23 protein-coding genes and 1 riboswitch are annotated in these 25,253 nt (G+C 57.9%); of the genes, 8 read left to right on the top strand and 15 right to left on the bottom strand.

Translation table 11 applies throughout. From position 1 onward, the window contains the following. Positions 1-113: 113 nt before the first annotated feature. Positions 114-383 carry a 50S ribosomal protein L27 gene (gene rpmA, locus DXH95_RS00350; protein ID WP_115547506.1) on the bottom strand — a complete coding sequence of 90 codons (270 nt, stop codon included), beginning with the start codon at positions 381-383 and terminating at the stop codon, positions 114-116. Between the two features lie 19 nt (positions 384-402). After that, complete coding sequence (gene rplU, locus DXH95_RS00345; RefSeq protein WP_115547505.1) at positions 403-813, bottom strand: 50S ribosomal protein L21; 411 nt, start codon at positions 811-813, stop codon at positions 403-405. A gap of 219 nt (positions 814-1,032) precedes the next feature. Between rplU and DXH95_RS00340 the strand changes: the two genes are divergently transcribed. From DXH95_RS00340 to DXH95_RS00330, 3 genes are all read left to right on the top strand, one after another. Beyond that, entirely contained in the window at positions 1,033-1,554 is a 522-nt protein-coding gene (locus DXH95_RS00340) for a hypothetical protein (RefSeq protein WP_115547504.1), read from the top strand. Between the two features lie 58 nt (positions 1,555-1,612). After that, positions 1,613-4,294 (top strand): phosphoenolpyruvate carboxylase, encoded by a 2,682-nt coding sequence (gene ppc, locus DXH95_RS00335; protein WP_115547503.1) that lies wholly within the window; start codon positions 1,613-1,615, stop codon positions 4,292-4,294. Positions 4,295-4,406: 112 nt separating this feature from the next. Then, positions 4,407-6,245 (top strand): DUF885 domain-containing protein, encoded by a 1,839-nt coding sequence (locus DXH95_RS00330; protein ID WP_115547502.1) that lies wholly within the window; start codon positions 4,407-4,409, stop codon positions 6,243-6,245. Here the strand turns inward: DXH95_RS00330 and DXH95_RS00325 are convergent. After that, positions 6,242-7,609: a cytochrome P450 gene (locus DXH95_RS00325; RefSeq protein ID WP_115547501.1), complete on the bottom strand. Its 1,368-nt coding sequence runs from the start codon at positions 7,607-7,609 to the stop codon at positions 6,242-6,244. The two genes, DXH95_RS00330 and DXH95_RS00325, sit on opposite strands and share 4 nt — an antisense overlap. A gap of 229 nt (positions 7,610-7,838) precedes the next feature. On the opposite strand from DXH95_RS00325, the gene DXH95_RS00320 reads away from it, so the two are divergent. After that, positions 7,839-8,690: a hypothetical protein gene (locus DXH95_RS00320; RefSeq protein WP_147291648.1), complete on the top strand. Its 852-nt coding sequence runs from the start codon at positions 7,839-7,841 to the stop codon at positions 8,688-8,690. A gap of 112 nt (positions 8,691-8,802) precedes the next feature. On the opposite strand, the gene DXH95_RS00315 is transcribed toward DXH95_RS00320, so the two are convergent. From DXH95_RS00315 to DXH95_RS00295, 5 genes are all read right to left on the bottom strand, one after another. Next, entirely contained in the window at positions 8,803-9,045 is a 243-nt protein-coding gene (locus tag DXH95_RS00315) for a hypothetical protein (RefSeq protein WP_115547499.1), read from the bottom strand. A 158-nt stretch (positions 9,046-9,203) separates the two neighbouring features. Beyond that, on the bottom strand, positions 9,204-10,946 hold the full coding sequence (locus tag DXH95_RS00310) for an N-acyl-D-amino-acid deacylase family protein (protein ID WP_115547498.1): 1,743 nt from the start codon (positions 10,944-10,946) through the stop codon (positions 9,204-9,206). Between the two features lie 60 nt (positions 10,947-11,006). Continuing rightward, positions 11,007-12,362: a methyltransferase family protein gene (locus DXH95_RS00305; protein ID WP_239016492.1), complete on the bottom strand. Its 1,356-nt coding sequence runs from the start codon at positions 12,360-12,362 to the stop codon at positions 11,007-11,009. 49 nt (positions 12,363-12,411) lie between these two features. Beyond that, entirely contained in the window at positions 12,412-13,215 is an 804-nt protein-coding gene (locus DXH95_RS00300; RefSeq protein ID WP_115547497.1) for a lipid II flippase Amj family protein, read from the bottom strand. A gap of 12 nt (positions 13,216-13,227) precedes the next feature. Then, on the bottom strand, positions 13,228-14,448 hold the full coding sequence (locus DXH95_RS00295; RefSeq protein WP_115547496.1) for an argininosuccinate synthase: 1,221 nt from the start codon (positions 14,446-14,448) through the stop codon (positions 13,228-13,230). A 231-nt stretch (positions 14,449-14,679) separates the two neighbouring features. Between DXH95_RS00295 and DXH95_RS00290 the strand changes: the two genes are divergently transcribed. Next, positions 14,680-15,177 carry a hypothetical protein gene (locus DXH95_RS00290; protein WP_115547495.1) on the top strand — a complete coding sequence of 166 codons (498 nt, stop codon included), beginning with the start codon at positions 14,680-14,682 and terminating at the stop codon, positions 15,175-15,177. Between the two features lie 66 nt (positions 15,178-15,243). On the opposite strand, the gene DXH95_RS00285 is transcribed toward DXH95_RS00290, so the two are convergent. From DXH95_RS00285 to DXH95_RS00275, 3 genes are all read right to left on the bottom strand, one after another. Next, a complete protein-coding gene (locus tag DXH95_RS00285) occupies positions 15,244-16,620 on the bottom strand; it encodes a metal-dependent hydrolase family protein (protein ID WP_239016491.1) in 1,377 nt (458 codons plus the stop codon). Positions 16,621-16,680: 60 nt separating this feature from the next. Then, positions 16,681-17,463, bottom strand: a complete 783-nt coding sequence (locus DXH95_RS00280; RefSeq protein ID WP_115547494.1) for a hypothetical protein — start codon at positions 17,461-17,463, stop codon at positions 16,681-16,683. 222 nt (positions 17,464-17,685) lie between these two features. After that, positions 17,686-18,249, bottom strand: coding sequence for a TMEM165/GDT1 family protein (locus DXH95_RS00275; RefSeq protein WP_115549301.1), 564 nt, complete (start codon positions 18,247-18,249; stop codon positions 17,686-17,688). 11 nt (positions 18,250-18,260) lie between these two features. Further along, positions 18,261-18,449: riboswitch (yybP-ykoY riboswitch) on the bottom strand. A 33-nt stretch (positions 18,450-18,482) separates the two neighbouring features. On the opposite strand from DXH95_RS00275, the gene DXH95_RS00270 reads away from it, so the two are divergent. Further along, on the top strand, positions 18,483-18,911 hold the full coding sequence (locus DXH95_RS00270; RefSeq protein ID WP_115547493.1) for a DUF1801 domain-containing protein: 429 nt from the start codon (positions 18,483-18,485) through the stop codon (positions 18,909-18,911). Positions 18,912-18,919: 8 nt separating this feature from the next. Here the strand turns inward: DXH95_RS00270 and DXH95_RS16030 are convergent, their stop codons facing one another. Both DXH95_RS16030 and DXH95_RS00265 read right to left on the bottom strand, forming a co-directional pair. Then, on the bottom strand, positions 18,920-19,060 hold the full coding sequence (locus tag DXH95_RS16030; RefSeq protein ID WP_181883517.1) for a hypothetical protein: 141 nt from the start codon (positions 19,058-19,060) through the stop codon (positions 18,920-18,922). Between the two features lie 118 nt (positions 19,061-19,178). Continuing rightward, positions 19,179-19,976, bottom strand: coding sequence for a class I mannose-6-phosphate isomerase (locus DXH95_RS00265; protein ID WP_115547492.1), 798 nt, complete (start codon positions 19,974-19,976; stop codon positions 19,179-19,181). 133 nt (positions 19,977-20,109) lie between these two features. On the opposite strand from DXH95_RS00265, the gene DXH95_RS00260 reads away from it, so the two are divergent. Next, positions 20,110-22,194: a malate synthase G gene (locus tag DXH95_RS00260; RefSeq protein WP_115547491.1), complete on the top strand. Its 2,085-nt coding sequence runs from the start codon at positions 20,110-20,112 to the stop codon at positions 22,192-22,194. Here DXH95_RS00260 and DXH95_RS00255 read toward each other — a convergent pair. Continuing rightward, entirely contained in the window at positions 22,191-23,360 is a 1,170-nt protein-coding gene (locus DXH95_RS00255) for a M48 family metallopeptidase (protein ID WP_115547490.1), read from the bottom strand. The two genes, DXH95_RS00260 and DXH95_RS00255, sit on opposite strands and share 4 nt — an antisense overlap. 199 nt (positions 23,361-23,559) lie before the next feature. After that, positions 23,560-24,726, bottom strand: coding sequence for a M48 family metalloprotease (locus DXH95_RS00250; protein WP_115547489.1), 1,167 nt, complete (start codon positions 24,724-24,726; stop codon positions 23,560-23,562). A 97-nt stretch (positions 24,727-24,823) separates the two neighbouring features. On the opposite strand from DXH95_RS00250, the gene DXH95_RS00245 reads away from it, so the two are divergent. After that, positions 24,824-25,237, top strand: a complete 414-nt coding sequence (locus DXH95_RS00245; RefSeq protein WP_115547488.1) for a response regulator transcription factor — start codon at positions 24,824-24,826, stop codon at positions 25,235-25,237. Positions 25,238-25,253 lie beyond the last annotated feature (16 nt).

The following is a 25,253-nucleotide window of genomic DNA, read 5'->3' as shown; positions in this document are numbered from 1 at the left end:
AGAATGGGGCAAAAAGAAAGGGAGCCGGATGACCCGTCTCCCTTGCGCGATGGGAGGTGTCACCACACTCCCCGGGTCATCCAGACGGACAACCCTTTATCGATTGTCCTATGTTATTCGGCTGCCATCGCCATAGTGTCCACCGACACATATTTGCGGCCGAGTTTGCCGGCATGGAATCGGACGCGACCTTCGACGAGTGCGAAAAGGGTGTGGTCCTTGCCCATGCCAACGCCAGCGCCCGGGTACACTTTGGTCCCGCGCTGACGCACGATAATGTTGCCGCCGATCACTTCCTGACCGCCGAACTTCTTCACACCAAGGCGACGACCTGCTGAGTCGCGACCGTTACGGCTGGAACCACCTGCTTTTTTATGTGCCATGGTCTAAACTCCTGAGCTCTTATTCAGCTTTTTTGGCAGCGGCCTTTTTCGGCGCGGCCTTTTTGGCGGGAGCGGCATCAGCCGCAGCTTCAACTTTTTCAGCCTTGGGGGCTGCAGCCTTTTTCGGCGCGGCGCCACCAACGGCAGTGATACGCAGCAGCGTCAGCGACTGGCGATGGCCCTGCTTACGGCGATAATTGTGCCGACGGCGCTTCTTGAAGACGATGACCTTTTCGCCACGCTCCTGCGCAATGATCTCGGCCGAAACGACCAGACCCTTGGCGTCCTTGACTTCGCCACCGTCGCCCGCGAGCAACACATCGTCCAGCGACACCGTGTCACCAGCGTTTCCAGGCAGCTTTTCAACTGCGATCTTGTCTCCGGCGGCGACGCGATACTGCTTGCCGCCTGTGCGCACGATAGCGAACATGGCTCTGTCTCAATCTCTATATATCTGCTTTGCACCCAGTTTAACGGGCATTTCCAACGCGCAACAACAAGACGCGAGTCCCGAAGGCCCGCATTGGAAGGCGCGCAGCTAGTTTATTGAGTCGGCTTTGTCAACGGCCTTTGCCGCAAATATAGGCGGTTTTTGGACAGTCCCCTGCACAAGCTTGCTTGCGCGCTGCAGGCCGCCTAAACCCGCTGCATGTCCCGCGTCAACCGCCCTACACATTCACTGCCTGTCATCGCAGCATTGCTGCTTGGCGGCTGTTCACTACCGGATGGCGAGTTCCCGTCGCTTGCGAAACGACCTTATGAAACCGATAATCCGGTTGTCGAACCGCCAGCGGAGTCAGAACAGCTCAGCACAGCCCTTCCGGAAGAACTGGCAGGGCTGGTCGATCAGATGATGGCGCGGCACCAGAGAGCCGAATCGGCCTTTCGTGGCGCATTGGGGCGGACGCGACAGCTTGTGCAATCGGCTGCCGGATCTGCAACCGGCTCCGAAAGCTGGGCGGTCGCTCAGGTGGAGCTGTCGCGTCTGGATTCGCTTCGTGGAGATTCGGTCGCCGCACTGTCTGATCTCGACGCACTGATTTCGGCCCAACGTGAAAAGGGAATCGATTCGGGATTGCTTAGGCTTTTGGACAGACCCAAATCTGTCATCGCAAATGATGTCGCCGCCCAGGCCGCAGAAATCGAGGCCTTGTCGCGCTTGCTAGGCTGATCTGCCTGCATAGCTATGTCGCTTGACGACACGTTGCAGCACAGCAATTCTGTGCCTCATGAACCGAACCGCTCCGCAGCCTATCCAGCAAAATCCGGACATCCGGTTTCTCGGCAAAATGCTGGGCGATGTCATTCGCGCTTATGGCGGGGAGAAACTGTTCCGCCAGACCGAGTATATCCGCGCTGCGAGCGTGGATCGGCATCGCGGGGTTGAAGGCGCTGTCGACACCGGGCTGGAGGCGCTCAGCCTTGATGACACAATCGCCTTCGTCCGCGGCTTCATGCTCTTCTCACTGCTCGCCAATCTGGCCGAGGACCGGCAGTCGAACTTGCAGGAAGGCGGGGCAACACTGGCGGAAGCAGTCGAGCGGCTGCAGGGCGAAGGCATAAGCCCCACACAGGTTGGCGAACTGCTCGGGCAAAGCCTGATTGTCCCCGTGCTGACCGCGCACCCCACCGAAGTCCGCCGAAAGAGCATGATCGACCATAAGAACCGGATCGCCGCATTGATGCGGCTACGCGATGCGGGGCACGACGTGACCGAATCGGGCGACCGGATCGAGAATGCAATATACCGCCAGATTGCCCTCCTCTGGCAAACCCGACCGCTGCGTCGCGAGAAGCTGGTTGTCGCCGACGAGATCGAAAACGCTCGCGCCTACATGGAAGATGTTTTCCTCGTCGCGCTACCCAAGCTCTATGCGCGCTGGGAGCGCGATCTGGGCATGCGCCCGCCCTCTTTCCTGCGCCTAGGCAGCTGGATAGGCGGAGACCGCGATGGGAACCCGTTCGTCAACGCCCAGACGCTCGACACCGCCTTGTCGCGCGGAGCCGCAACCGTTTTGGGTCATTATCTCGAATGCGTCCACCATCTGGGGGCTGAAATCTCGATCTCATCGGAATTGGCGCATGTCCCGCAAGCCGTAATCGATCTGGCAGAGATAAGCGGCGATCTGGCCTCCAGTCGCGCTGACGAACCTTATCGCCGTGCCCTTTCAGGCGTCTATGCGCGCTTGGCTGCAACCTACACCCAGATAGTCGGTGAAGCGCCGCCACGGCCTTCACGGTTGGAAGGCGAGCCCTATTCGTCCCCGGACAGCTTCCGCCGTGACCTTGTCGCCATTGCTTCAGCGCTGGCCTCCGAAGGCAAGGGCGCACTTTCCAGTGGCGGCGCATTGGGACGGCTGATCCGTTCCATCGAGACTTTCGGCTTCCACCTCGCCACGCTGGATCTGCGCCAGAACAGTGATGTCCATGAACGGGTGGTGGCCGAACTGCTGCGCGAGGCAGGGGTTGAGCCAGCCTATCTCGAACTCGACGAAGCAGCGCGCATTGCCTTGCTTACCAAGGAACTTGCACATAATCGCCCGCTTTGCGGAGCTGCCACCGCGTTGGGAGCGGAAGCCAATAGCGAACTCGCCATCTTGCACGCAGCGGCGCATGCGCACGAGACCTTCGGACGCGGAGCCATAACCACCTATATCATCAGCAAAACGACCAGCCTTTCCGATCTGCTCGAAGTCTATGTGCTGCTGAAAGAAGCAGGCCTCTATCGCATCGACCCCGATGGCAAGGCCGAGGCACCAATCATGGTGGTGCCGCTGTTCGAAACGATTGGCGACCTTGAAGCTGCTCCTGCCATCATGACGGCCTTTTTCGAACTACCCGCGATGAAATCGCTGGCGAAGGCACGCGGGCATCAGGAAGTGATGATAGGCTATTCGGATTCGAACAAGGACGGCGGATATCTGACCTCGACCTGGGGCCTCAATCAGGCCTCGCTGGCATTGGCACCCGTCTTTGCGGCGGCAGGCGTCACCATGCAGCTCTTCCATGGCCGCGGGGGCGCAGTCGGGCGCGGGGGTGGTTCTGCCTTTGGTGCGATCCAGGCGCAGCCGCGCGGTACTGTCAACGGGCGCATCCGGATCACCGAACAGGGCGAAGTCATCGCTGCCAAATATGGCACGGTCGACAATGCCGTCGCCAATCTGGAAACCATCGCCTCCGCCACGCTGCTCGCCTCGCTAGAGCCCGATCCGGTAGCAAACGCGGATGCCGCACGTTTCTCGGCTGCGATGGATCAGCTGTCGGTCAGCGCCTTCGCCGCCTATCGCGGGCTGGTATATGAGACGGACGGGTTCACCACATTTTTCCGCCAGATGACGCCGATTTCCGAAATCGCGACTCTGAAGATCGGATCGCGCCCGTCGAGCCGCACCAAGAGCGACCGGATCGAAGACCTGCGCGCCATTCCCTGGGTGTTCAGCTGGGCACAGGCGCGAGTGATGCTGCCGGGCTGGTATGGCGCGGGGCAGGCGCTGGCGGACTTCGAAGATAAGGGTCTGCTCAAGGCAATGGCGCAGTGCTGGCCCTTTTTTCAGACCATCCTCGCAAATATGGAAATGGTGCTCGCCAAATCTGACATGGAAATCGCCTCGCATTATGCCACGCTGGTCCAAGACAAAGCGCTTTCCGAGCGACTTTTTGGTGACATTCGCGCTGGATGGAATACCGCTCATGACAGCCTGCTTGATGCGACCGCGCAATCGGCACTGTTAGAAGCCAGCCCATCGCTCAACAACTCGATCAGGCTGCGTATGCCCTATATCGAGCCGCTCAATCACTTGCAGATCGAATTGATGAAGCGGCATCGTGCTGGCGAAGACGACCCCCGCATTGCAGAGGGCATTCAGCTGACAATCAACGCAGTGGCGACCGCGCTCCGGAACAGCGGCTAAGGTTGGGCTTCGATAAAAGCGCGTCGCCATTCGACCAGCGGAGAAATTGCGTATTCTTATCCTGCCCGCCGCTGGTAAAGCTCCGTTAGGTCAACAACCCCGGAGCCTCCCCATGCGCGTCACCAGAACTGCCCTTTCCGTCTTCGCCATTGCAGTCGCCAGCTTGGGCGTCAGTGCGCCTTCTGTCGCGCAAACAACACCTGCCACACAAGCAGCCGAAACCAACCAGAATGCCGCCATCATGGCTTTCTTCGATGAAGTGGATGCAGAGCAACTCTCGCGATCGCCCTTGGGCAAATCCTATCGTGGTATCAAAGACAGCGATTATGGCCGTTGGGATGATGGCTCCGAGGCAGCCGAGACGCGCGATATCGAGGCTGACCGCTCAGCACTCAAGGAAATGCGCGCCCGCTTTGACCCGGCCAAGCTTTCTCTGGAAAACCAGCTGTCCTTCCGCCTGTTTGAAAAGCGCGCCGCCCGCAGCGAAGCCGCCTACAAATATAGAGATTATGGCTATGTCTTTGACCAGATGAACGGCGCGCAGAGCCAGATCCCCGCGTTTCTGATTAACATCCACCGCATCGACAGCAAATCGGATGCGCGCGCCTATATCAATCGCCTCTATGGCATCGGCCCCGCCCTGAACGAGGCCATTGGCCAAGCCAGGTCACGCGCTGCCGAGGGCATCATGCCGCCCAAATGGGTCTATCCCTATGTCATCAGCGACGCGCGCAATGTGATTACCGGCGCACCTTTTGGGGATGGCCCCGATGCGCCGCTGTTCGCCGATTTCAAAGGCAAGGTTACCAAGCTAACGATCAGCCAAACCGAAAAGGACCTGCTGATCGCCGATGCTGCGCAGGCGCTGAAAACGTCAGTGAAGCCGACCTATGAAGCGCTGATCACCGAAATGACCGCGCAGGAGAAGGTCGCTGGAACCGACGACGGTATCTGGCGGTTCAAGGATGGCGCTGGCTATTATGCACAACTGCTCGCCAACTACACCACGACCGACATGACGCCGGACCAGATCCACGAGCTGGGCCTCGCGCAGGTCGCACGCATTCATAAGGAAATGCAGGTCGTGCAAAAGAAGATGGGCGTGAAGGGCGACCTTAAGGCCTTCTTCAACTATATGCGCACCGAACCCAAATTTTACGCGCCCGACGGCGAAGAAGGCCGCGCGCTCTATCTGGCCGAAACGCAAAAGGCTTATGACGCGATCAAGCCCTTGCTGCCCAAATGGTTCGGTGTGCTGCCGCAGGCCCCTTTGGTGGTCAAACCGGTCGAAGCTTTCCGCGAAAAATCGGCTGGCAAGGCATTCTACCAGCGCCCCTCCCCCGACGGTTCGCGCCCCGGCACCTATTATGCGAACCTGTATAAAATGTCCGACATGCCGCTGACCGAGGTTGAAGCACTTTTCTACCATGAAGGCGTTCCCGGACACCATTTGCAACTGGCAATCCAGACTGAACTCAAAGACGTTCCGGCCTTCCGGAAATTTGGCGGTGTCACAGCTTATTCCGAAGGCTGGGGTCTGTATTCGGAGAAGCTTGCCAAGGATATGGGGCTCTACACCGATCCGGCGCGCGATTTCGGACGGTTGCAGCTCGAACTGCACCGCGCCATCCGCCTCGTCGTCGATTCAGGACTGCACCACAAGCGCTGGACCCGTGAACAGGCAATCAAATATGTCGAGGATAATTCGGCTGACGCACCGGGCGGGATTGTGAAGGCGATCGAGCGCTACATCATCTATCCGGGTCAGGCGACCGCATACATGGTCGGCCGCCTGAAGATCAGCGAACTGCGCGACAAGGCGCAAAAGGCACTGGGCAAGAAATTCGATGTGAGTGGTTTCCACGACACCGTGCTTAAGTCGGGCCCGGTGCCGCTCGATGTTCTTGAAGAGCAGGTCGACGCTTGGATCGCTTCGCAGAAGAAAGCTTAAAGCAGTACCATCCGCACCCGGAGCCCGTCCTTGGGCTTCGGGATCGGCCAGGCCTGCCAAGCCGGATCATAGCCATCGGCCACTTCGACCCGCACCTGGGTTAGCAAATGATGCATGAACAGCTTCATCTGCATATAGGCAAAGTGCAGACCGAGGCACATATGCGCGCCACCACCAAAGGGAACCCAGGCATATTTGTGCCGCCCCTTTGAATTTTCGGGCGTGAAACGCATCGGATCAAAGACTTCCGGATTTTCCCAATATTCGGGCATCATGTGGGTGACAGTGGGGTTGATGCTGACGGTCGTGCCTTTCGGGATCTTATAGCCCATAAACTCGAAATCCTTGAGCGCCCGGCGCGGGATCGAGGGCACTGGCGGGATCATCCGCAGCGATTCCTTGAACGCATATTCGGTCAGTTCAAACGAATCGAGCTGATCGGGCGAAATCGCGCTGCCGGCAGGAGCGATGGACAGGCATTCGGCACGCACCTTTTCCTGCCACTCGGGATGCTTCGCCAGTAGCCAGATCATCGACGTCACCGACGAAGTGATCGTGTCATGCGCCGCCATCATCAGGAAGTTCATATGGTCGATGATTTCACCGTCGGTCATATATTGCCCATCGTCGCGGGTGGCGCGACAGAACTGGCTGAACATATCCTGCCGGTTGGGGTTGCGACGGCGTTCTTCAATCTGCGGACCGAAATAGCTGATCAGATAATTGCGGCCAGCAACGCCGCGTCCCATTTGCGTGAAGGGCAGCGGGCGGCGAACCGGCGAAATCGATGCCGCGACCATGTCGACAAAGGCCTTGTTGATACGGTCAGCCTCTGGCCCCAATGGCACGCCAAGGAAGGCGTCGGCAGCAACATCGAGTGTCAGTTGCTTGATAGCGGGATAAAAGAGCATATCCCCGCGCCATTTCGGCAATTGCTCGGCAAAGATGCGGTTCATGTCGGCGACATAACCGCGCATCGGCTCCGGCTTGAACGCGATGCCCAAAGCACGCCGGTCCATGCGATGATGGTCGAAATCCATCAGCATCAGCCCACGCGGAAATAAAAGGTTCAAGACCGGTCCCCAGCCTTGCTCGGATGAAAACAGCTTGTCCCGGTCGAATAGCATCAGCTCATTCGCCTCTGCCCCGATCAACGATAGGTTGACCGCACCGAATGCACTGGACCGATACACCTTGCCATATTTGCCGATCATGTAATTGATGAAGGCAGGCGGATCGCGCAGAATGCGGAAGGTGTTGCCGATGAACGGCAGGCCATTTTCGCCCGGAATATGGTCGAGCGATTGCGGTGTCGCGCGGGGCGTCCAATGCGGGTTTGCGGCTTCGCTGCTGGCAAGGGCCATGGGAGATCTCCGGTCGGTTTTAATTATTCGATTAATGCCGCTTACTGCCATTAGTGTTAACAAGGTGCAAGCGAGTTGCAGAAGGTGGTTACAAAGCTGAACGGCAGCCAACAGACACATTCAGATGCAATTCAACTGGCGGAGCGCAATTCCCGATTTACGATGGACCGTGCCTGCGAATCGGCCAGCTGGGAAACAGAGCCGACAGGTGCATATTGGGGTAAGTTATATGACGGGAATGCGTGCAAAATTGGCCGCGCGGATTGCAGCACTGGGTGTAGCGACCATGGGGCTTTCGGCCTGCTATTATGACGCGGGCGTGGGCCTTGGCTATTATGACGATGGCTACAACTATTATGATGACGGCTATGGCTGCGATCCTTACAGCCCGTTCGACAGCTATTATGATTGCGACTATCGCGGCGGTTTCTACAACATTGGCTATGGCGGCGGCTGGTATCAGGACTACTGGTATCCCGGCTATGGCTTCTACATCTTCGACCGGGGCGGCCGACGGTACAATATGCACGACAACCACCGCCGCTATTGGGCCGGACGTCGGCATGAATGGTATCGCGAACACCATCGCAACCGCGATGGCCATGACGACCGAGGTCGCCGGGATGGCCGCCGAAATTATAACGGCTCAGGCCCTCATGATGGCCAAAACGCCGATGGACACCGTGGGGGCCGCAACCCCGATGCAGTGGGCAATGGCCAGAACGGCACGTGGCAACGTGACCGGCACCGCGACGACCGTCGTGGCGATGGGCGTGGCGAACGCCGCCGTGACTGGTCGCAAAATCGCGGCGATGCGGCCCAGCAGGTTCCTCCCGTAGCAACGCCGCCTGCCACACCTTCAGGCCGGGGCGATGGACGCGGCTGGCGCCGTGGCGGTGATGGCAACGCGCCGCGCGCGACTGACAGCAATCGCCGCCAATGGCAGGCACCCCCGGCACCGCAGGTGTCACAGGGAACCGCCGCACCGGCAACACCGGCACCACAACCAAGAGCCGCTCGTCCCAGCGGCGATCATCCGCGCGCACCTAAAGGAAACGACCGCGGCCCGCGCGAAAACTGACATAAAAAGACGGTCGTGCCGGGGGCTGGCACGACCGTCATTGCCTGAGGATTGCGGCGCCTGCGTGGATGGCTAACCGCGGTGGACCAAGATATCCTCAGGGATCAGATATTCATTCACCCTCCCAACGGCCCAGTTTCTTGCCGTTGCGACGCGCTTCAATCGCTTCATCAGCGACACCGGTCAGATATTGCAGATGGGCTATACGCGCTTCACGGCGCGCGGACGGTGTCAGATTGCTGACAGATGACACCAGCGCCTTGGGGTCACCATCCGACAACCCTATAATCAGCGCTAGAAAAACCGAGGCAAAGCCCAGCGCAGTGCAGACAACAAGTGTGGCATCCGGCGACATTCAATTCCTCCTGAACAAAACCCGTTTTTTTCTGGTGAGAAACTTATCGCCAGTGCTGGTTAACTTCGCGCCGCGAGGCGCGGTTAAGCAAAAATTAGGCACAAAAAAAATGGGGCGCCCCGCAGGACGCCCCATTCCGAATAGCATTTTGGCCGGACTTATTCGGCAGCGATCGCCAGTTCCACGCGTTGTGGACCACGAATGAGGCCGCCGGGGTAAACACCCAGGCACTCGCCATTTTTGAACGTCACCTGCCCCGACTTGATCGTGCAGACATAACCATCGGCTTTCTGCAAAAGGCGCTTGCCACCTGCTGGCAGATCGAAAGCCAGCCAGGGCTTGCCAAGCTTGATCTTGTCGAAATCGATGATGTTGATGTCGGCAAGAAAGCCGGGCGCCAGCACGCCACGATCCTCAAGGCCATAAAGCACAGCGGTATCGCGGCACTGGCGCTTGACTGCATTTTCAAGGCTGATCCGCTTGCCGCGTTTGCGGTCGCGCACCCAATGCTGGAGCATGAAAGTCGGCGAGGCCGCATCGCAAATGGTGCCGCAATGCGCGCCGCCATCGGACAGCGAATTCACCGTATCATCCGATTCCTGCAAAGCCTCAAGGAAGTCTAGATTGCCGTCGGCATAGTTCAGGATCGGGAAATAGATGAAGCCCTTGCCATCATCCTTCATCAGCAGGTCATAGGCATATTCAACGCCCGATTTGCCCGCCGCTGCCGCACGCGCCATGATGCTGTCTTCGGCTGTCGGTTCATAATCGAAATCCGGGCCCATTTCATATTGCACCATCCAGCCCCCGGCGATGATGCGATAAAGGTCGGCAACATCGACATCGGGGATTTCCGAAGGCGTATCGATCATCCGCTGGCGGAATTCGGGATCCTTGAGTTTCGCCAATTGCTGTTCCCACGGCAGGGCGTCAATTTCTGCCCAGACGGGCGAGAAACGGAACGGGTGTACCGTTCCCTGCCACGCCATGATGATGCCATTGCCGCGCAAGGCAATCTGCGCGACGATATTGGCGCCATTGTCGTTTTGCGCACGCATTTCTGAAATCTGCTCGTGCAGCGGCAATTCCTTGGCAATCGACTGGAGCGCGGCAAAGGTGACGGGCAGGCCGGTTTCGCGGCTGAGCGCGCCCATCCATTCAAATTCTTTCCACTCACGCTTCAGGTCCGATGCCATTTCGAACACGCCATAGCCGACGCGGCCCATGCCGCGCCCGATTTCGATCAATTCCTCCGCGGTTGCGGTGGTGCCGGGCACCAGCTCACCATCGATAGACTTGTGCAGAATCGTGCGCGAGGTCGAGAAGCCCAAGGCTCCTGCCCGCACGCCTTCTTCCACGATGCGCGACATTTCGGCGATATCATCGTCGGTCGGTATGGCCCCGGGCTGTTCACGGTCACCCAGCACATAGGCACGCACTGCTCCATGCGGTACATGCGTACCGATATCGACGGTGCGCGGCATACGCTCCAGCTCATCCAGATATTCGGGGAATGTCTCCCAATTCCAGCTCATCCCTTCGGACAGCGCTGTGCCGGGAATATCCTCGACGCCTTCCATCAGGCTGATCAGCCATTCGTGGCGGTCGGGCTTGGCAGGCGCAAAACCCACGCCGCAATTGCCCATGATGACCGTGGTCACACCATGCCAGCTCGACGGGGCCATTTCCTGATCCCAGGTGGCTTGGCCATCATAATGGGTGTGCACATCGACCCAGCCGGGGGCAACGATCATGCCGGTGGCATCAATCTCTTCCTTGCCGTTGCCGCTGACCTTGCCGACCTGGCTGATCAGACCGTTATCGATTGCAATATCCCCTTTGAAGCGCGCTGCGCCCGTGCCGTCGACGATCGTTCCGCCGCGGATAACCATATCATGCATGGCCGACTCTCCTCCTCTAAAGTGCAGGGAGGCTATCATATTAAGCGTTCGATTAAACCCCTATTCGGCTGGATGCGCTGGGGCGTTCGTCCTGATCCGTGAACCGAGAAGCGCGCGGAGGCGATTGAAGGCGCGCGTAATCAGGGCATTGCGATCCGCCCATGCAGCATATTCGGCATAGGCCGGATCGGCCATCAGATGCTTTTCCTCGGTCTTGGCGCGCCAGTAATAGACGGCGCTCACCAGCGCGAGCAGCGCCGTATTGCGCACCATATCGGTCACGCTGCCACTGGTGACGAGGAAGGGCATAGTCGCCAGCCACCAATAGGCATTTTTGCTGACATAGGCCGGATGCTTGGTCCAGCTATAGGGACCGTGGGTCAGGATTCCGCGATGCGTCAGGTTCGAAAAGCGCAGACCGAAGGCAACGGTTGCCCACGCATAAATAGCAGTCAGGATGACGAGGATTGCACCCCATATCCACAACAACGCCGTCTGCCCTTCAAACCAATAGGCCCAGTCGCTGGTCGCGACATGATAGTCGAGCGGGCCACCATTATTCATCAGGATGAAGGGCGGATAGCAAATCAGCGCCGCGACCCAGCCCGACAAATAGGGGTTGGCCGTGCGGATATGCGCATCCAACGGCTTCATCGTCAGCGCATAGCCAACCGTCGCGAACTGCACATCGACGACGAACATCGTCGTAATCAGGGCATTGGCGAGCCAGACCGGATTCTGCCAGATCTCGTTGAAATTCATATTCACCAGATCGCGGAAACCCGGCGGCACGATCGAAACCATGAAGGCTAGGAAAAAGCCCTTCACTGCCCAGGCGCGCAGATGATGGCGGATTTCCTCTCCATCCCAATCATCGCGCCCCGCAATCCATGCACCGAAATGCCAGCCTCCATCGCGCGGATTGACCATGTACCGGTCAAGCCAGACGACATAAGGCACCGAAGCTATCACGAGTGGGATAGCGATGAGGGTAAACACCTCCATTGAGAATAAATAGTTGCCCGCCCAATACCAGCGACACAGCATATAGAGCGCGGCAATCCCGGCCCACGTCGCCCAAAGCCCCGCGATTTTGATGATGCTGGTGTCGAGGACGTCGGCGACCGTACGTTTCAAAGACCAGTCGAGCCCGGTCGAAGGTCTTCGATGTACCTTGTCGACAAAGAGCGACCACAGCACCATCGGTAGCCCACAGGCGACAACCGCCGCCAGCGCAGACAAAGGGCCGTCCGCCCGCTCTGGCCAACCGGGAGAACCCAAGGCGTCCATTATGCCACCCCAGTTGCGCGCGACAATCACCGACAGTGCCAGCCCCGCCAGCCCGGCTACACCAACGGCAGTGCTGACGGCGGAGTTCGGACGCGGATCGACGCTTATGGTTTCTGCCTTGATCACAACCCGCGCAAATAGCGGAAAAGGGTTAAGAAAGCGATTGCCAAACCACCTAGACGCGTACGGCCACCCACACGATCAGCGCCGCCGCTGGCACCAACATCGCCTGCGCGAGCAGCGTGCCTGCAATCCGGCTCATCGACAGCCAGACGATGGTGCGACGATATTCGGGTTGGCTGACTCGACCTTCAACGACATCATCGGTCATCACCGAGAGTTGCGGGTCGATGAGGACGAAAAGCAGGATGGTAGCAAAACCATTGACAACCGCCGACAATTGCGAGGCGGTCACGCGGAATTCGGGGTGGAGGTAACCGGCATAGAGCGAGGCAATCACGCCCACGGTCAGCAGGGCTTGCGCCACAACATTCATCGCAATCACCCGCCACGACACAGCGGCTGGCTTGGTCCAGAGTTTCAGATGCTGGCTGCTCGGAAGCTTCACCGCCTTTACCACGGTCTTGATGCCCTTGGGCGTCATCGCGCTCCACAACAATTTGCCGACCGAACGGTGGTGCTGGAACTCATCAATTGCGGCCGTGAACCAGCGTTGCACCGTTGGCACTGCGAGCGCACCGAGGATGGTTGCAACTGTGGCCGAGAGCAGCACTAGCCGCATGTCCATGAGCAATCGCTCTCCCGTCCCGTCAGCAATTGCATTTTCGATCCGTTTGGCCAGGAAGGGCCCGAGAAAGCTGTTCGAGGTGCGCGAGACAAGCACCAGCACGTTAAACAGCGCAAAACTCAGCGCAATCTTGTGCGTTCGCACCCCGGCAATCCGCGCGGCATAGGCCAGCGCGCCGATTAGATGAATCACCAGCGTGAGCAGGCAGATGTTGAAAAGCGGCCAGTCCATCGGCCGCTTCTATCAATGCTTACCTTGCCGCGCCAGCAAGCGCAGGCGGAGCGCGTTCAACTTGATGAAGCCCGCAGCATCCTTCTGGTCATAGGCACCGGCATCATCCTCAAAGGTGACGACCTTCTCGCTGTACAGGCTGTTCGGCGACTTGCGCCCGACGACCGAGGCACTGCCCTTGTACAGCTTCACCCGCACCGTGCCTGAGACGTTGGCCTGTGAATGGTCAATCGCCGCCTGCAGCATCTCGCGTTCGGGCGAGAACCAGAAGCCGTTGTAGATGAGTTCGGCATATTTGGGCATCAGCTCATCCTTGAGGTGCGCTGCACCCCGGTCGAGCGTGATGCTTTCAATCCCACGATGCGCGCGGGCATAGATTTCACCGCCCGGCGTTTCATACATGCCGCGCGATTTCATGCCGACAAAGCGGTTCTCGACCAGATCGAGGCGACCAATGCCATGCTTGCGACCAAGATCGTTGAGCGCGGCAAGCAAGGTCGCAGGCGACATCGCTTCCCCGTTCAATGCAACACCATCGCCCTTTTCGAAATCGATGGTGATATATTCAGGGGCATCGGGCGCGTCTTCGGGGTTGACGGTGCGCGAATAGACATAGTCCGGGGTTTCTTCCCACGGATCCTCAAGGCATTTGCCCTCGGATGAGGTGTGCAGCAGGTTCGCGTCCGTGCTGAACGGGCTCTCCCCGCGCTTGTCCTTGGGCACAGGAATCTGGTGTGCCTCTGCCCATTCGATCAGGCGCGTGCGGCTGGTCAGATCCCACTCACGCCACGGGGCGATCACCTTGATATCCGGGTTGAGTGCATAGGCCGACAGTTCGAACCGCACTTGGTCATTACCCTTGCCGGTCGCACCATGCGCAATGGCATCGGCGCCAGTCTCGCGGGCAATCTCGATCAACCGCTTCGAAATCAGCGGGCGGGCGATCGAGGTGCCGAGCAGGTAATCGCCTTCATAACGCGCATTGGCGCGCATCATGGGGAAGACGAAATCGCGGACAAATTCTTCGCGCAGATCATCGATATAGATGTGATGATCGGGAATTCCCATCAGCACCGCCTTGGCGCGCGCGGGTTCGAGTTCCTCACCCTGCCCCAAATCGGCAGTAAAAGTGACCACCTCACAACCATATTCGACCTGCAGCCATTTCAGGATGACGCTGGTGTCGAGACCGCCCGAATAGGCAAGAACAACGCGTTTGACCGAATCTTTCATGGCAGAACCTTTGCGTGCAACAATCGTGGTCGCGCCGCTAGCAGGGGGCGGGGTTGGGTGCAAGGGAGGGGGTTGCAGGGCACGAACCAAAGGGAGAGGTCAAAGTTAGGATCGTTGCACCGCAAAGCCAAAACTCGAAAGTTTCCGATGCAAATGTACTAGTCGCCTTGTTCACCAGCTTTGAGCAAAATAGCATCAGAGGAAAGATATACAGCCGGATCGGATATTGAGATGAAAATTGTACTGTCGTTGTCGGTATTTGCCAGCCTCAGCCTAGCCGGAGCCGTTTCAGCGGAGCCTGTCGCCAGCACCCACGCATCGCCCCTTTTGGGTTCATGGGCACTCGACATATCGCAAATGCCGGTGCCGGCTGAAGCCCGTCCGAAGGCAGTGACCATCACCTTTGCAGATGCTGGCGAAGGCAAATGGACAACGCGGGTATTGATAGTCGGAAACGACGCCAGCAAGCGCGATATGACGTCTGCCTATCAACGCAATGGTTCAGCAGTGCCAATTGAGGGCGACCAGATCGAAGCCGACACCGTCGCCGTTGCAACACCAACTCCCAACATCATGGTCATGGCGATGGCCAAAGACAGGCATCCGGCATCTACCCGCGTCTATACCGTTTCGGATGATGGCAATATCATGGTTGAAGAAGCGGTCACCTATGACGACAACGGCATGCCGCGCATCAGAACGAACCATTTTTCGCGCATCAGAGGCTAAAGCCACAAACCGCAACGCGGCAATCCCGCATTTTCTGCGTAGGCATAACGTCCGCCCGCCCGGCAACTACCTTTCCTTGAAGATTTTTCCGTCCTTCATGATGATCGTAAAGTTACGCTGCGGATCGCCGAGAAGGTCGATGTCGTTCAGCGGATTGCCGTTGACAAGAATTAGGTCGGCCAGTGCCCCCGCTTCGATGACACCCAATTTGCCCGGATAGGGTGTTCGCGGCCCTGACAGCGCGAGCAGTTCGGCATTGTTGGAGGTGACCAAACGGAGCAACTCGGCGGGTGTGAAATAGGGCTTCAGCCGCAGGATATAGGCATTCTGCTGGGCATTGAGATCGGGCTCGAACAGGAAATCGGTGCCCCATGCCAGCTTGACGCCAAGCCTTTTTGCCATCGGCCAAACCTGCCGCTGCCCTTCAATCACGGGTTTGCGCTTTTCGCGCCGCGCAGGGTCCATCGCCTCGGTTGAATCCACCAGCATCTGCCCGGAAAGCCACACGCCTTTTTCGGCCATGAGTTTCAGCGTCGGCTCATCAAGCAGATTGCCATGTTCAATCACTTTGACGCCTGCCTCAATGGCCCGACGGACCGATTTCGGGTGATAGGCATGGACCGTTACATAGGTGTTCCAGTCTTCTGCTGCCTCCACCCCGGCCTTCATTTCATCGAGCGTGTATTGCGTCACATCGAGCGGATCATATTCGGACGATGTTCCACCGCCTGCCGAAAGCTTGATCTGGCTGGCACCCATGCGCAGATTTTCGCGCACCGCAGTCAGCACCTCGTCGCGCCCGTCGGCTATCACACTGGCCCAGGCCTGCTCGGCCATCGGCACCTTGCCGGTAAAGCGACGTGAAGGTTCGTTCGGTCCTCGCAAATCGGCATGGCCCGATGTTTGCGAAATCATCGGCCCCGAAGGCCAAATCCTTGGCCCCTGAACCTTGCCGCTATCAATCATGCGCTTCAGCATGAAGCTGGGCCCGCCCACATCGCGAACCGAAGTAAAGCCCCGGAGCAGCATCGCGCGCGATTGAGCCGCTGACAATTCCCCGACCCGTTCGACCGACATGTCGGAAGACATCATCTGCTGCGGCGACAGGCTGTTGAACATCATGTGCACATGGACGTCGATCAGGCCCGGAATCATCGTCTGACCCTTGGCGTCGATTACCTTGGTAGAGGCTGTAGCAGCCGCATCCTTGCCGATTTTCGTAATCTTGTTTCCGGCGACAAGGACATTGGTCGGATCCCCCAGGCGGCCGTTGACAACATCGACCACACGCACGTTCCTAAAAAGGATACCATCCTCTTTTGTTGCTTCTGCCGTGCCCGGCTGTGTCTGCGCCAAAACCGGCAGCGCCAGGGTCGCAGACAATGCGCCGAAGGCCGCCGCCAATATGCCGGACCTTTTGATGCGGATGTTGAACGTTTTCACTGCCTGCCTCCTGCCTGACCTTGGAAAATCGATGACTGTTTGCCGAAAAGCGGCCAAAACTTAGAATGCGATTGTTGCGCCGACAATCGGGCCTGCCAACGCGGCGTCAACGCGGAAATTCTGACGCTTGTAATCAACCGTCAGATATCGGTAGCCACCCGACAGCCAGATGTTGTTCGCAACACGAAAATTCGCCGTGACCACTGCCTGTGCGGTAATATCGGAGGCAACGGTAAAACCGCCAATATCGCCATACAGCAACACGGACACGCTAGGCGATGCTTTGATATTCAGGCGCGCCGCAACAATCGGATCGACGAAACTTCTCTTCGCTTCAGCGGAGGCAGAAAGCGGAGGCACGTCAACCCCGGCCTTGATCCACCAGGCCCGCCCACCAGCCAGCAAATCGAGCGATGCATTATCCTGTTCGACGACTCGTGCACCTGCCAGCAGCGTTGCAGAGGTTTGTTTCAGGCGCCCTTCGGCCGGCACAATCGGTATCGCAGGGTTCCCCGTCGGCACCAGCCCTTCCTTAGATGAAGAAGTATGGGTAAAATCGCCAACAATCACCAGTTTGTCATGCTTGACGAGACCGCTGACAAAAAGCGCAGCGTCGACATCCTCAAGCAATTCACCAAAACTTTTCTTCACTTCGATGGATGGAATAGCTGGCGATGGCCTGAAAGTGCCCCCGAATCCGGATGCCCAGACATAGGGCGTCACTTGCACCACGGTCTTCTTTTCGGTTTCATCGGAACTGGCCAATACGGGGCTGGTCGCAGCCAATCCCGCTGCGACTATTGTAAGCCGGCTGAAGCTCGTCACTGATCGGGCAATCGGCATAAGGTCACTCCCTCCCAAGTCGGCACAGAAGCCGAAGGTTAAACTCAATGATGACCAGACTTTGCGCCTTTGGGTCATTCACGGTTGTTCAGGTTGCGACCATCGCCCGGACATTTTACAACGCCCTAATCTTCTACGTGCGGTATCGAGTTTCCGATACAGTATTATGACCGTATCGCATGACACGAATTCTAGGAATCCCGCGATTTCATCTGTCCATCCTCACATCAAAGCGATAATCTGCCAGAGCCCAAGCGCCAGAAACAGGCTCGCCGCTATCCAACGCATGACATGGAGCGGCACACGCTTCACCAGTTCCTCGCCCAGATAAACTGCCGGCACATTGGCGATCATCATACCAAGCGTGGTCCCCGCCGCGACCGCGATTACCGACTGATATTGCGCCCCCAATGCGACTGTAGCGACCTGGGTCTTGTCGCCCATCTCCACGAAGAAAAATGCGATTGCCGTTGTCAGGAAGACGCTGCCCTTGTGGCTCACCTCGCCCGCATCCTCGTCAATCTTGTCTGGCACCAGCGTCCATAGCGCCATTGCGACAAAGCCCAGCGCCACTGCCCAGCGGAACCAGGGAGCGTCGAGCAAACCCGCAACCTGCTGCCCCGCAAACGCTGCGAGTGCGTGGTTGGCAAGGGTCGCTGCCAATATGCCGAAGATGATCGGCAGAGGCTCGCGAAAACGCGTCGCCAGCAAAATGGCGAGCAGCATGGTCTTGTCGCCAATCTCGGCAAAGGCAACGATGGCGGTGGAGGTGAAAAAGGCTTCCATGAGATATTTCCGGGGCCGGGCAGGAGACAGACGCAATGCCACCAGCAGCCCCGCCCAGCCGGAACGGACCGCCGATGCCATTGGTCTCGCCATGAACCGCAAATGCGATCCCACATGCACCATGGCCTCTCGGCCAAATATGTTGATGCATATCCCGCTTCTAAAACGAAACGGCTGGCTACTCCCCAGATGACGGGTTAGCCTCTAGGTGAGTCGAGCAGAGGAAGCAAGTCGTGGCAAAGACAGAAAACAAGACCAAAGCGACCGAAGTGAGCGTCGATGCTTTTATCGCTTCGGTCGCCGACGCCAATCAGCGTACCGACGCCGAGAAAATCCGCGCTTTGATGGAGCGACTATCGGGCGAGCCTGCAAAGATGTGGGGTCCGTCGATCATTGGCTTTGGCAGCTATCACTATAAATATGGAAGCGGGCGCGAGGGCGATATGTGCCGCATCGGCTTTTCACCGCGCAAGGGGCAAACTGTGTTCTATCTGATCGACGGATTCGACGGCCAACCGGAACTCATGGCACGCCTCGGTAAGCACAAAACCGGCAAGTCGTGCCTCTACATCAAGAGACTGACGGATGTTGACGAAGCGGTGCTGGAAGAGCTGTGTGCCCGTTCGCTCGCCTATATGGCGGATAAATATCCGCCGGTCTGAAACCGCTTTCAGTCGTTAATCGACTTGCCGCGACCTGACTGCCGATACTCAAATGCACGCTTTGCGCTTATTCTCCGGGCAATGAGAAATGCACCGATAATCAGCATGACGGCAACGAGGCCGAGAGCGATCAATTCTCTCTCTTCCATTCGGTGTAGACCCTCTTCTGCGGATTACTGATATCTTTCCGCAAATTGTAAAGTGGGGTGTCTAGCAGACGGCTTTTTACAATCAAGCCGTACTAATGACTAATACATGGGTAACTGATCAACTCGTCGCAATTCCAGCAATCAACAGCGAGGAATTCTGCTCCACATGCAGTTGCTCCAGCATTTCTACCATCACACAATCGCCGCGAACTATCGACTTTCCATCGAACGTGGCATGGCCTGAAACCGGCACCAACCAATAGGGCCCGCCGTCCCGAACGATGCCTTTTCCCGCATCATCCACAATGTGGTGAAGCCAGAAATGCGGTCCTTTCGCCAGTTTCAGGTTCCCCGAAACATGCCCGGACCGAGCATCTGCGTAAGGCGCGGGAATCGCCACAGCGACGCCATCTTCAAGGTGCATTTCGCGCGGACGTCCATAGTCGTAAAGGCGATAGGTGATGTCCGCGGGTTGCTGAACTTCGACCAGCGTGATGCCTGCGCCGATGGCATGAATGGTGCCTGCCGGGATATAGAAATAGTCTCCGGTGCACACAGTCTTCCAGTCGAGAAGCTCTTCGATTTCTCCAGACAGCGATGCGGCGCGCAACTCTTCGTCCGACAGCGCCCGCTTCGTACCGATGCCCAAAACTGCACCGGGCTCTGCTTCGACAATATACCAGCATTCTTCCTTGCCCGAAGGCAATCCTCTCTGCTGCGCATCAGCGTCGCTTGGGTGGACTTGAATCGACAATTTTTCGGAAGTGAATAACCATTTGACCAGCAGCGGAAGCGGTGTTTGCCCGACGCCATTATACCAGATTTCGCCGATCCGCTGCCCGCCGAGCGCGCCAAATTCAGGCGGGAGGTCATCCCGCCCCCAGGGCTTTTCAATAAATTGGCGTTCCAGAAACATCGAAACTCCCTTTAGCAGCAACAGCTTACCATATCCTATCCAACTTTCCGCTTTAGAAATCCGCAAAGTCTCGCTAGGGCCCGGCGAACAATATAACTCTCCCCGGGCACCATTGTTCACTCTGGAGCCAAAAATGACAGTCTATGTAAACCGCGCCGGATTGCAGATTGCATCCGCTCTTGCCGAATTTGTCGAAGCCAAAGCCTTGCCGGGAACCGGCGTCGAGGCTGATGCGCTGTGGCGGGGTCTGGCCGACATTCTTGGGCGCTTAGTTCCCGTCAACCGCGCCTTGATCGCCAAGCGCGATAATTTGCAGACCAAGCTCGATGCGTGGCACAAAGCCAATCCGGGGCCGATTACCGACATGGCGGCCTATAAGGCGTTCCTGACCGAGATCGGTTATCTGGTCTCCGAACCGGTGGGCTTCAAAATCGGTACGCTGAATGTCGACGCCGAGATTGCGACGATGGCGGGCCCGCAGCTGGTGGTGCCCGCGCTCAACGACCGGTTCGTCCTCAACGCCGCCAATGCGCGCTGGGGCAGCCTTTACGATGCGCTTTACGGCACCGATGTGCTTGATGCGCCCGCAGCGCGACCCGGTGGCTATGACACTGCGCGTGGCGATGCCGTGATCGCCTATGCCCGCAATTTCCTCGATTCTGCGGTGCCGCTCGCAAGTGGAAGCTGGGTCGATTGGGATGGCGGCGACCTGCAGCTTGCCGATCAGGCGATACCCATCATCCGCCGCGGTGACGATATCCTGCTGCGCAACAACGGGCTCGGCATCGAAATCGTCATCGACCGCAACCATCCGGTTGGCAAAACTGACAAGGCGGGTATCGCCGACGTCATCCTTGAAGCCGCGCTGACCACGATCATCGACCTTGAGGATTCGGTCGCGGCGGTCGACGCCGAAGACAAGGTCAAGGGTTACACCAACTGGCTGGGCCTGATGCGCGGCGACCTGACCGCGAGCTTCGAAAAGGGCGGCACCACCATGACCCGCGCGCTCGACGATGATCGCGAGTGGGACGAGGAACTACTCCACGGTCGCTCGGTGATGTTCGTGCGCAATGTCGGCCATCTCATGACCAACCCGGCTGTCCGCCTGCCCGATGGCAGCGAGGCACCCGAGGGCATACTCGACGCCGTCTTTACCTCGCTCTGCGCAATGCACGATCTGTTGGGCTTGGGCAAATACCGCAACAGCCGCGCCGGTAGCATTTATATCGTCAAGCCCAAGCAGCATGGGCCGGAGGAATGCGCCTTCACCAACGACCTGTTCGATGCTGTCGAAGATATGCTGGGTCTCGACCGGCACACAATCAAGGTCGGCGTGATGGACGAGGAGCGCCGCACCAGCGCCAACCTCGCCGCATGCATCTATGCCGTGCGCGACCGCATCGTCTTCATCAACACCGGCTTCCTCGATCGCACGGGTGACGAGATGCACAGCGCGATGCAGGCAGGCCCGATGATCCGCAAGGCAGACATGAAGGCTTCTTCCTGGATCCAGGCCTATGAGGCGCGCAATGTGCAGATCGGCCTCACCTGCGGGCTTTCGGGCAAGGCGCAGATCGGCAAGGGCATGTGGGCCGCACCCGACATGATGAAGGATATGATGGCGCAAAAAATCGGCCATCCCAAATCCGGCGCGAACACCGCATGGGTCCCCTCACCCACCGCCGCCACTTTGCACGCGATGCATTATCACATGGTCGATGTGTTCGAAGTGCAGAAGGAACTGGCGAGCAAGGAAACTCCAGCGCTTGATGCCTTGCTGACCATTCCTGCAGCCGCGCGCGGCCACAATTGGTCTGCGGAGGAAGTGCAACAGGAATTGGAGAATAACGCGCAGGGTATTCTCGGTTATGTCGTGCGCTGGATCGACCAGGGCATTGGCTGTTCCAAGGTTCCTGACATCCACGATATCGGCCTGATGGAAGACCGCGCCACGCTGCGCATTTCGTCGCAGCATATCGCCAATTGGCTGCTGCACGGCGTGTGCACCCCCGAACAGGTCGACGCCGCCTTCGCCAAAATGGCGGCCAAAGTTGACGCGCAGAATGCCGGCGATGCGCTTTACGAAAAGCTGGAAGGTAACAGCATTGCGCTCAACGCCGCCCGGGCCTTGGTCTATGAAGGTGTTGCCCAGCCCAGCGGCTATACCGAGCCGTTGCTGCACAAATTCAGACTGGAGAAGAAGGCGGCGGCTTAGCGCCCCGCCTTCTCCAACCGCTTCGCTTTCCATTCCATCGCATTGCGCACGCGCCATTCGACGCTCGGATGGGTGTAGAACAGCGCCTCCTGCAGCGCGCTGGGGCGGGGGTAGCGATATTCGGCGGTTTTGAGCAAAGCGCTTGCGAGTGCGTCGGGCAGTTTGACGTGCTTGAGCGAATAATTGTCCGCCTCACGCTCGCTAGCACGGACAACGCCGTTCATCGCAGGCTGGGCGAACAGGCCCAGAAAACCGACCAGAAAAATCAGGATAGGTAAGCCGACCGGATCGCCAATTTGTGCGTTGCTGCCAAACAGTCGGGCGAAACGCGGGAACAGCCGGTCGGCGAGGAAGAACAGCACCATTGCCAGCAGCACCAGCACGCCCACCATCCGCCAGATATGGCCGCTGACATAATGGCCGATTTCATGGCCTGTCACCGCCTTCACCTCGTCGAGCGACGCGCCCTTTAACGCGACATCCGAAATCGCAATCCGCTTTGACCCAAACAGGCCCGAGACATTGGCGGTAAAATTGTTCGATTGGCGCGAGCCATCATAGACAAAGATGCGATCAGAGCCGATCCCTGCCTCTGCCGCCATATCGACGAGCGCGGCCTTAACAGGCCCCTCCTGAAGCGGCTTATATTCATTGAACAAGGGTTCGATCAGCACTGGCGAAAGGATCATCGTTGCCGCACCGGCAAAAGCCGCGAGCCCGCCAGACCATAGCCACCAACGCTTGCCGGCCTTCCGGATCAGCGCATAGATGCCAAGGAAGAATAGCGCGCCGAGCAGGCTGGTAATCACCGTTCCAATCGCGTCCTGCATCAGGAAATCGGCGAGCGGTTGGCTGGTGCGACCGTAGGACTTCTCGAAACCCCAATTTTGATAAATACTCCACGGCAGGCTGATGATGGCGGAGACAAGGAAATAGGTGACGCCCACCAGCCAGGTACGCAGTGCCCAGCCACGTTTTTCCAGCTTGGCCGACAGTTTGTCGAGAATGCCAAGCCGGACGATGATCCATGTCACCACTGCGGATGCCAACAGCCCCCAAAGCAGCATCCAGTGGCTCGCGCTGGTATAATCCGCCGCCTTTTGCAGCGCCTCCGGCCCCAGACTGTCGATATAGCGTGCGGTTTCCGCTGCCGGATTGAATGCCATTTCCAACCTCCTACTGTGTTATACTATCAATACAGCAGGAGCAGCGAAGTCAACCCTGAAAGCCAGATTTATAGATTCGCGTCAATAAACCGCTCTGCGTCGAGCGCGGCTATACCGAGCCGTTGCTGCACAAATTCAGGCTGGAGAAGAAGTCGACGGCATAATTTCTCCCCTCCCGCTTGCGGGAGGGGAATGAAAACTACCGTACTGCCTTTTCCAACCCTTTCGCTTTCCACTCCATCGCGTTGCGAATGCGGCGTTCGATCGACGGATGCGAATAGAATATGGCTTCCTCAATCGCTGAAGGGCGTGGATAGCGATATTCAGCGGTTTTGATTAGGGCACCTGCAAGTGCGTCGGGCAAATTTACAGTGCGCAGCGAATAATCATCGGCTTCGCTCTCTCCCATTCTAATCACACCATTCAACGGCTGCGCGAAAAGAAATAGCAGCGACATGGTGAACATAATGATCGGTAATCCTTCAGGGTCACCAATTTGCGCTTTGCTGCCGAACATTGAGGCGACACGATCATACATCAGGTTGGTGAGAAAGAAGCCAACAATCGCCATACCGGAAAACAGGAATACGAAACGCCAGACATGGCCGAGAACATAATGGCCGATCTCATGACCTGTCACCGCTTTGACTTCATCTAACGAAGCCTGCTTCAGCGCGACGTCGGAAATTGCTATGCGGCCGGTACCAAACACGCCCGATACATTGGCCGTGAAGTTGTTCGATTGGCGCGAACCATCAAACATCACTATCCTGTCTTCGGCTATGCCTGCCTCGGCACCCATCTCTACCAGAGCGGTCCTGACGGGACCTTCGGGAACAGGCTTATAATTGTTGAAAAGCGGTTCGATCAGCAAGGGAGACAGCAGGATGGTCACTGTAATAGCTGCAGCTCCAAGCCCACCGGACCACAACCACCATTTCTTTCCGGTACGCCGGATGAGCGCGTAAACGCCAAGAAAAAACAACCCACCAAAGATGCTGAACAGCATCGTACCCATCGCATCTTGTACCAGGAAATCCGCCAAAGGCTGGCTTGTTCTGCCATAGCTTTTCTCACGAAAATAGTCTTCGTACAGCGTCCAAGGTAGAGTGAGCAAAGCCGAGCTTAGAAAATAGACCATCGCGATCAGCCATGTCCGGAATGCCCGGCCGCGCTTTTCAAACCGAACTGCCACGCGGTCGAGAATGCGCGAGCGCACCATGATCAATGTTACGACCGCGGAAACCGCAAGACCCCAAAGCAGCATCCAGTGCCCACCTGAAGTATAATTCGCGGCTTTTTGCAGCGCCTCCGGCCCCAGACTGTCGATATAACGCGCGGTTTCCGCTGCCGGATTGAATGTCATGCTATTTCCTCCCTCAAACTACTGTATTGCATGAGTCATACAGCAGCTATTTGCATGTAGCTTGCCTGAATACAACGTCGAAGGTTATCTAGCTCGCATGTGGAGGGTAATGATCCTGTACGGATTGGCGTTGGCAGCCGGGGCATTGTTGCTCGAATGGCTCGATTACAAGCATATGGTGCGTGCCTGGTCCACCGAGCTGTATATTGGCATTGTCGCAATCCTGTTCATCGCGCTGGGCATGTGGGTCGGCAACCGGTTGACCCCGCAGCCGCGCGGACCTGCTTTCGAACGCAACGACGCGGCGATACGCTCGCTCGGCATCAGCGAACGCGAATGCGAGGTGCTTGATCTGCTTGCCTCGGGTGCCGCCAACAAGGTGATCGCACGGCGGCTCGGCATCTCCCCCAACACCGTCAAAACGCACGTCGCACGACTGTTTGAAAAGCTGGAAGCTGCCAACCGTACCGAAGCGATCCACAAGGCGCGGACGCTGGATATCCTGCCGTGAAAATGGGCGAAAGCCA

Source organism: Sphingorhabdus pulchriflava (assembly GCF_003367235.1).
GTDB classification, from domain to species: domain Bacteria; phylum Pseudomonadota; class Alphaproteobacteria; order Sphingomonadales; family Sphingomonadaceae; genus Sphingorhabdus_B; species Sphingorhabdus_B pulchriflava.
Note: the sequence above shows the minus strand (reverse complement) of the source record. Positions and strands in the feature narration are given on the sequence as shown.

What these genes read in the sequence shown, in the direction of transcription:
- DXH95_RS00265 (WP_115547492.1), bottom strand. Translation starts at nt 19,976, where the DNA reads ATGTTTCTGGAACGCCAATTTATTGAAAAGCCCTGGGGGCGGGATGAC.
- rpmA (WP_115547506.1), bottom strand. Translation starts at nt 383, where the DNA reads ATGGCACATAAAAAAGCAGGTGGTTCCAGCCGTAACGGTCGCGACTCA.
- DXH95_RS00275 (WP_115549301.1), bottom strand. Translation starts at nt 18,249, where the DNA reads ATGGAAGCCTTTTTCACCTCCACCGCCATCGTTGCCTTTGCCGAGATT.
- DXH95_RS00300 (WP_115547497.1), bottom strand. Translation starts at nt 13,215, where the DNA reads ATGGACTGGCCGCTTTTCAACATCTGCCTGCTCACGCTGGTGATTCAT.
- DXH95_RS00320 (WP_147291648.1), top strand. Translation starts at nt 7,839, where the DNA reads ATGACGGGAATGCGTGCAAAATTGGCCGCGCGGATTGCAGCACTGGGT.
- DXH95_RS00295 (WP_115547496.1), bottom strand. Translation starts at nt 14,448, where the DNA reads ATGAAAGATTCGGTCAAACGCGTTGTTCTTGCCTATTCGGGCGGTCTC.
- DXH95_RS00315 (WP_115547499.1), bottom strand. Translation starts at nt 9,045, where the DNA reads ATGTCGCCGGATGCCACACTTGTTGTCTGCACTGCGCTGGGCTTTGCC.
- ppc (WP_115547503.1), top strand. Translation starts at nt 1,613, where the DNA reads ATGAACCGAACCGCTCCGCAGCCTATCCAGCAAAATCCGGACATCCGG.
- DXH95_RS00260 (WP_115547491.1), top strand. Translation starts at nt 20,110, where the DNA reads ATGACAGTCTATGTAAACCGCGCCGGATTGCAGATTGCATCCGCTCTT.
- DXH95_RS00250 (WP_115547489.1), bottom strand. Translation starts at nt 24,726, where the DNA reads ATGACATTCAATCCGGCAGCGGAAACCGCGCGTTATATCGACAGTCTG.
- DXH95_RS00255 (WP_115547490.1), bottom strand. Translation starts at nt 23,360, where the DNA reads ATGGCATTCAATCCGGCAGCGGAAACCGCACGCTATATCGACAGTCTG.
- DXH95_RS00330 (WP_115547502.1), top strand. Translation starts at nt 4,407, where the DNA reads ATGCGCGTCACCAGAACTGCCCTTTCCGTCTTCGCCATTGCAGTCGCC.
- DXH95_RS16030 (WP_181883517.1), bottom strand. Translation starts at nt 19,060, where the DNA reads ATGGAAGAGAGAGAATTGATCGCTCTCGGCCTCGTTGCCGTCATGCTG.
- DXH95_RS00280 (WP_115547494.1), bottom strand. Translation starts at nt 17,463, where the DNA reads ATGCCGATTGCCCGATCAGTGACGAGCTTCAGCCGGCTTACAATAGTC.
- DXH95_RS00325 (WP_115547501.1), bottom strand. Translation starts at nt 7,609, where the DNA reads ATGGCCCTTGCCAGCAGCGAAGCCGCAAACCCGCATTGGACGCCCCGC.
- DXH95_RS00290 (WP_115547495.1), top strand. Translation starts at nt 14,680, where the DNA reads ATGAAAATTGTACTGTCGTTGTCGGTATTTGCCAGCCTCAGCCTAGCC.
- DXH95_RS00340 (WP_115547504.1), top strand. Translation starts at nt 1,033, where the DNA reads ATGTCCCGCGTCAACCGCCCTACACATTCACTGCCTGTCATCGCAGCA.
- DXH95_RS00310 (WP_115547498.1), bottom strand. Translation starts at nt 10,946, where the DNA reads ATGCATGATATGGTTATCCGCGGCGGAACGATCGTCGACGGCACGGGC.
- rplU (WP_115547505.1), bottom strand. Translation starts at nt 813, where the DNA reads ATGTTCGCTATCGTGCGCACAGGCGGCAAGCAGTATCGCGTCGCCGCC.
- DXH95_RS00245 (WP_115547488.1), top strand. Translation starts at nt 24,824, where the DNA reads ATGTGGAGGGTAATGATCCTGTACGGATTGGCGTTGGCAGCCGGGGCA.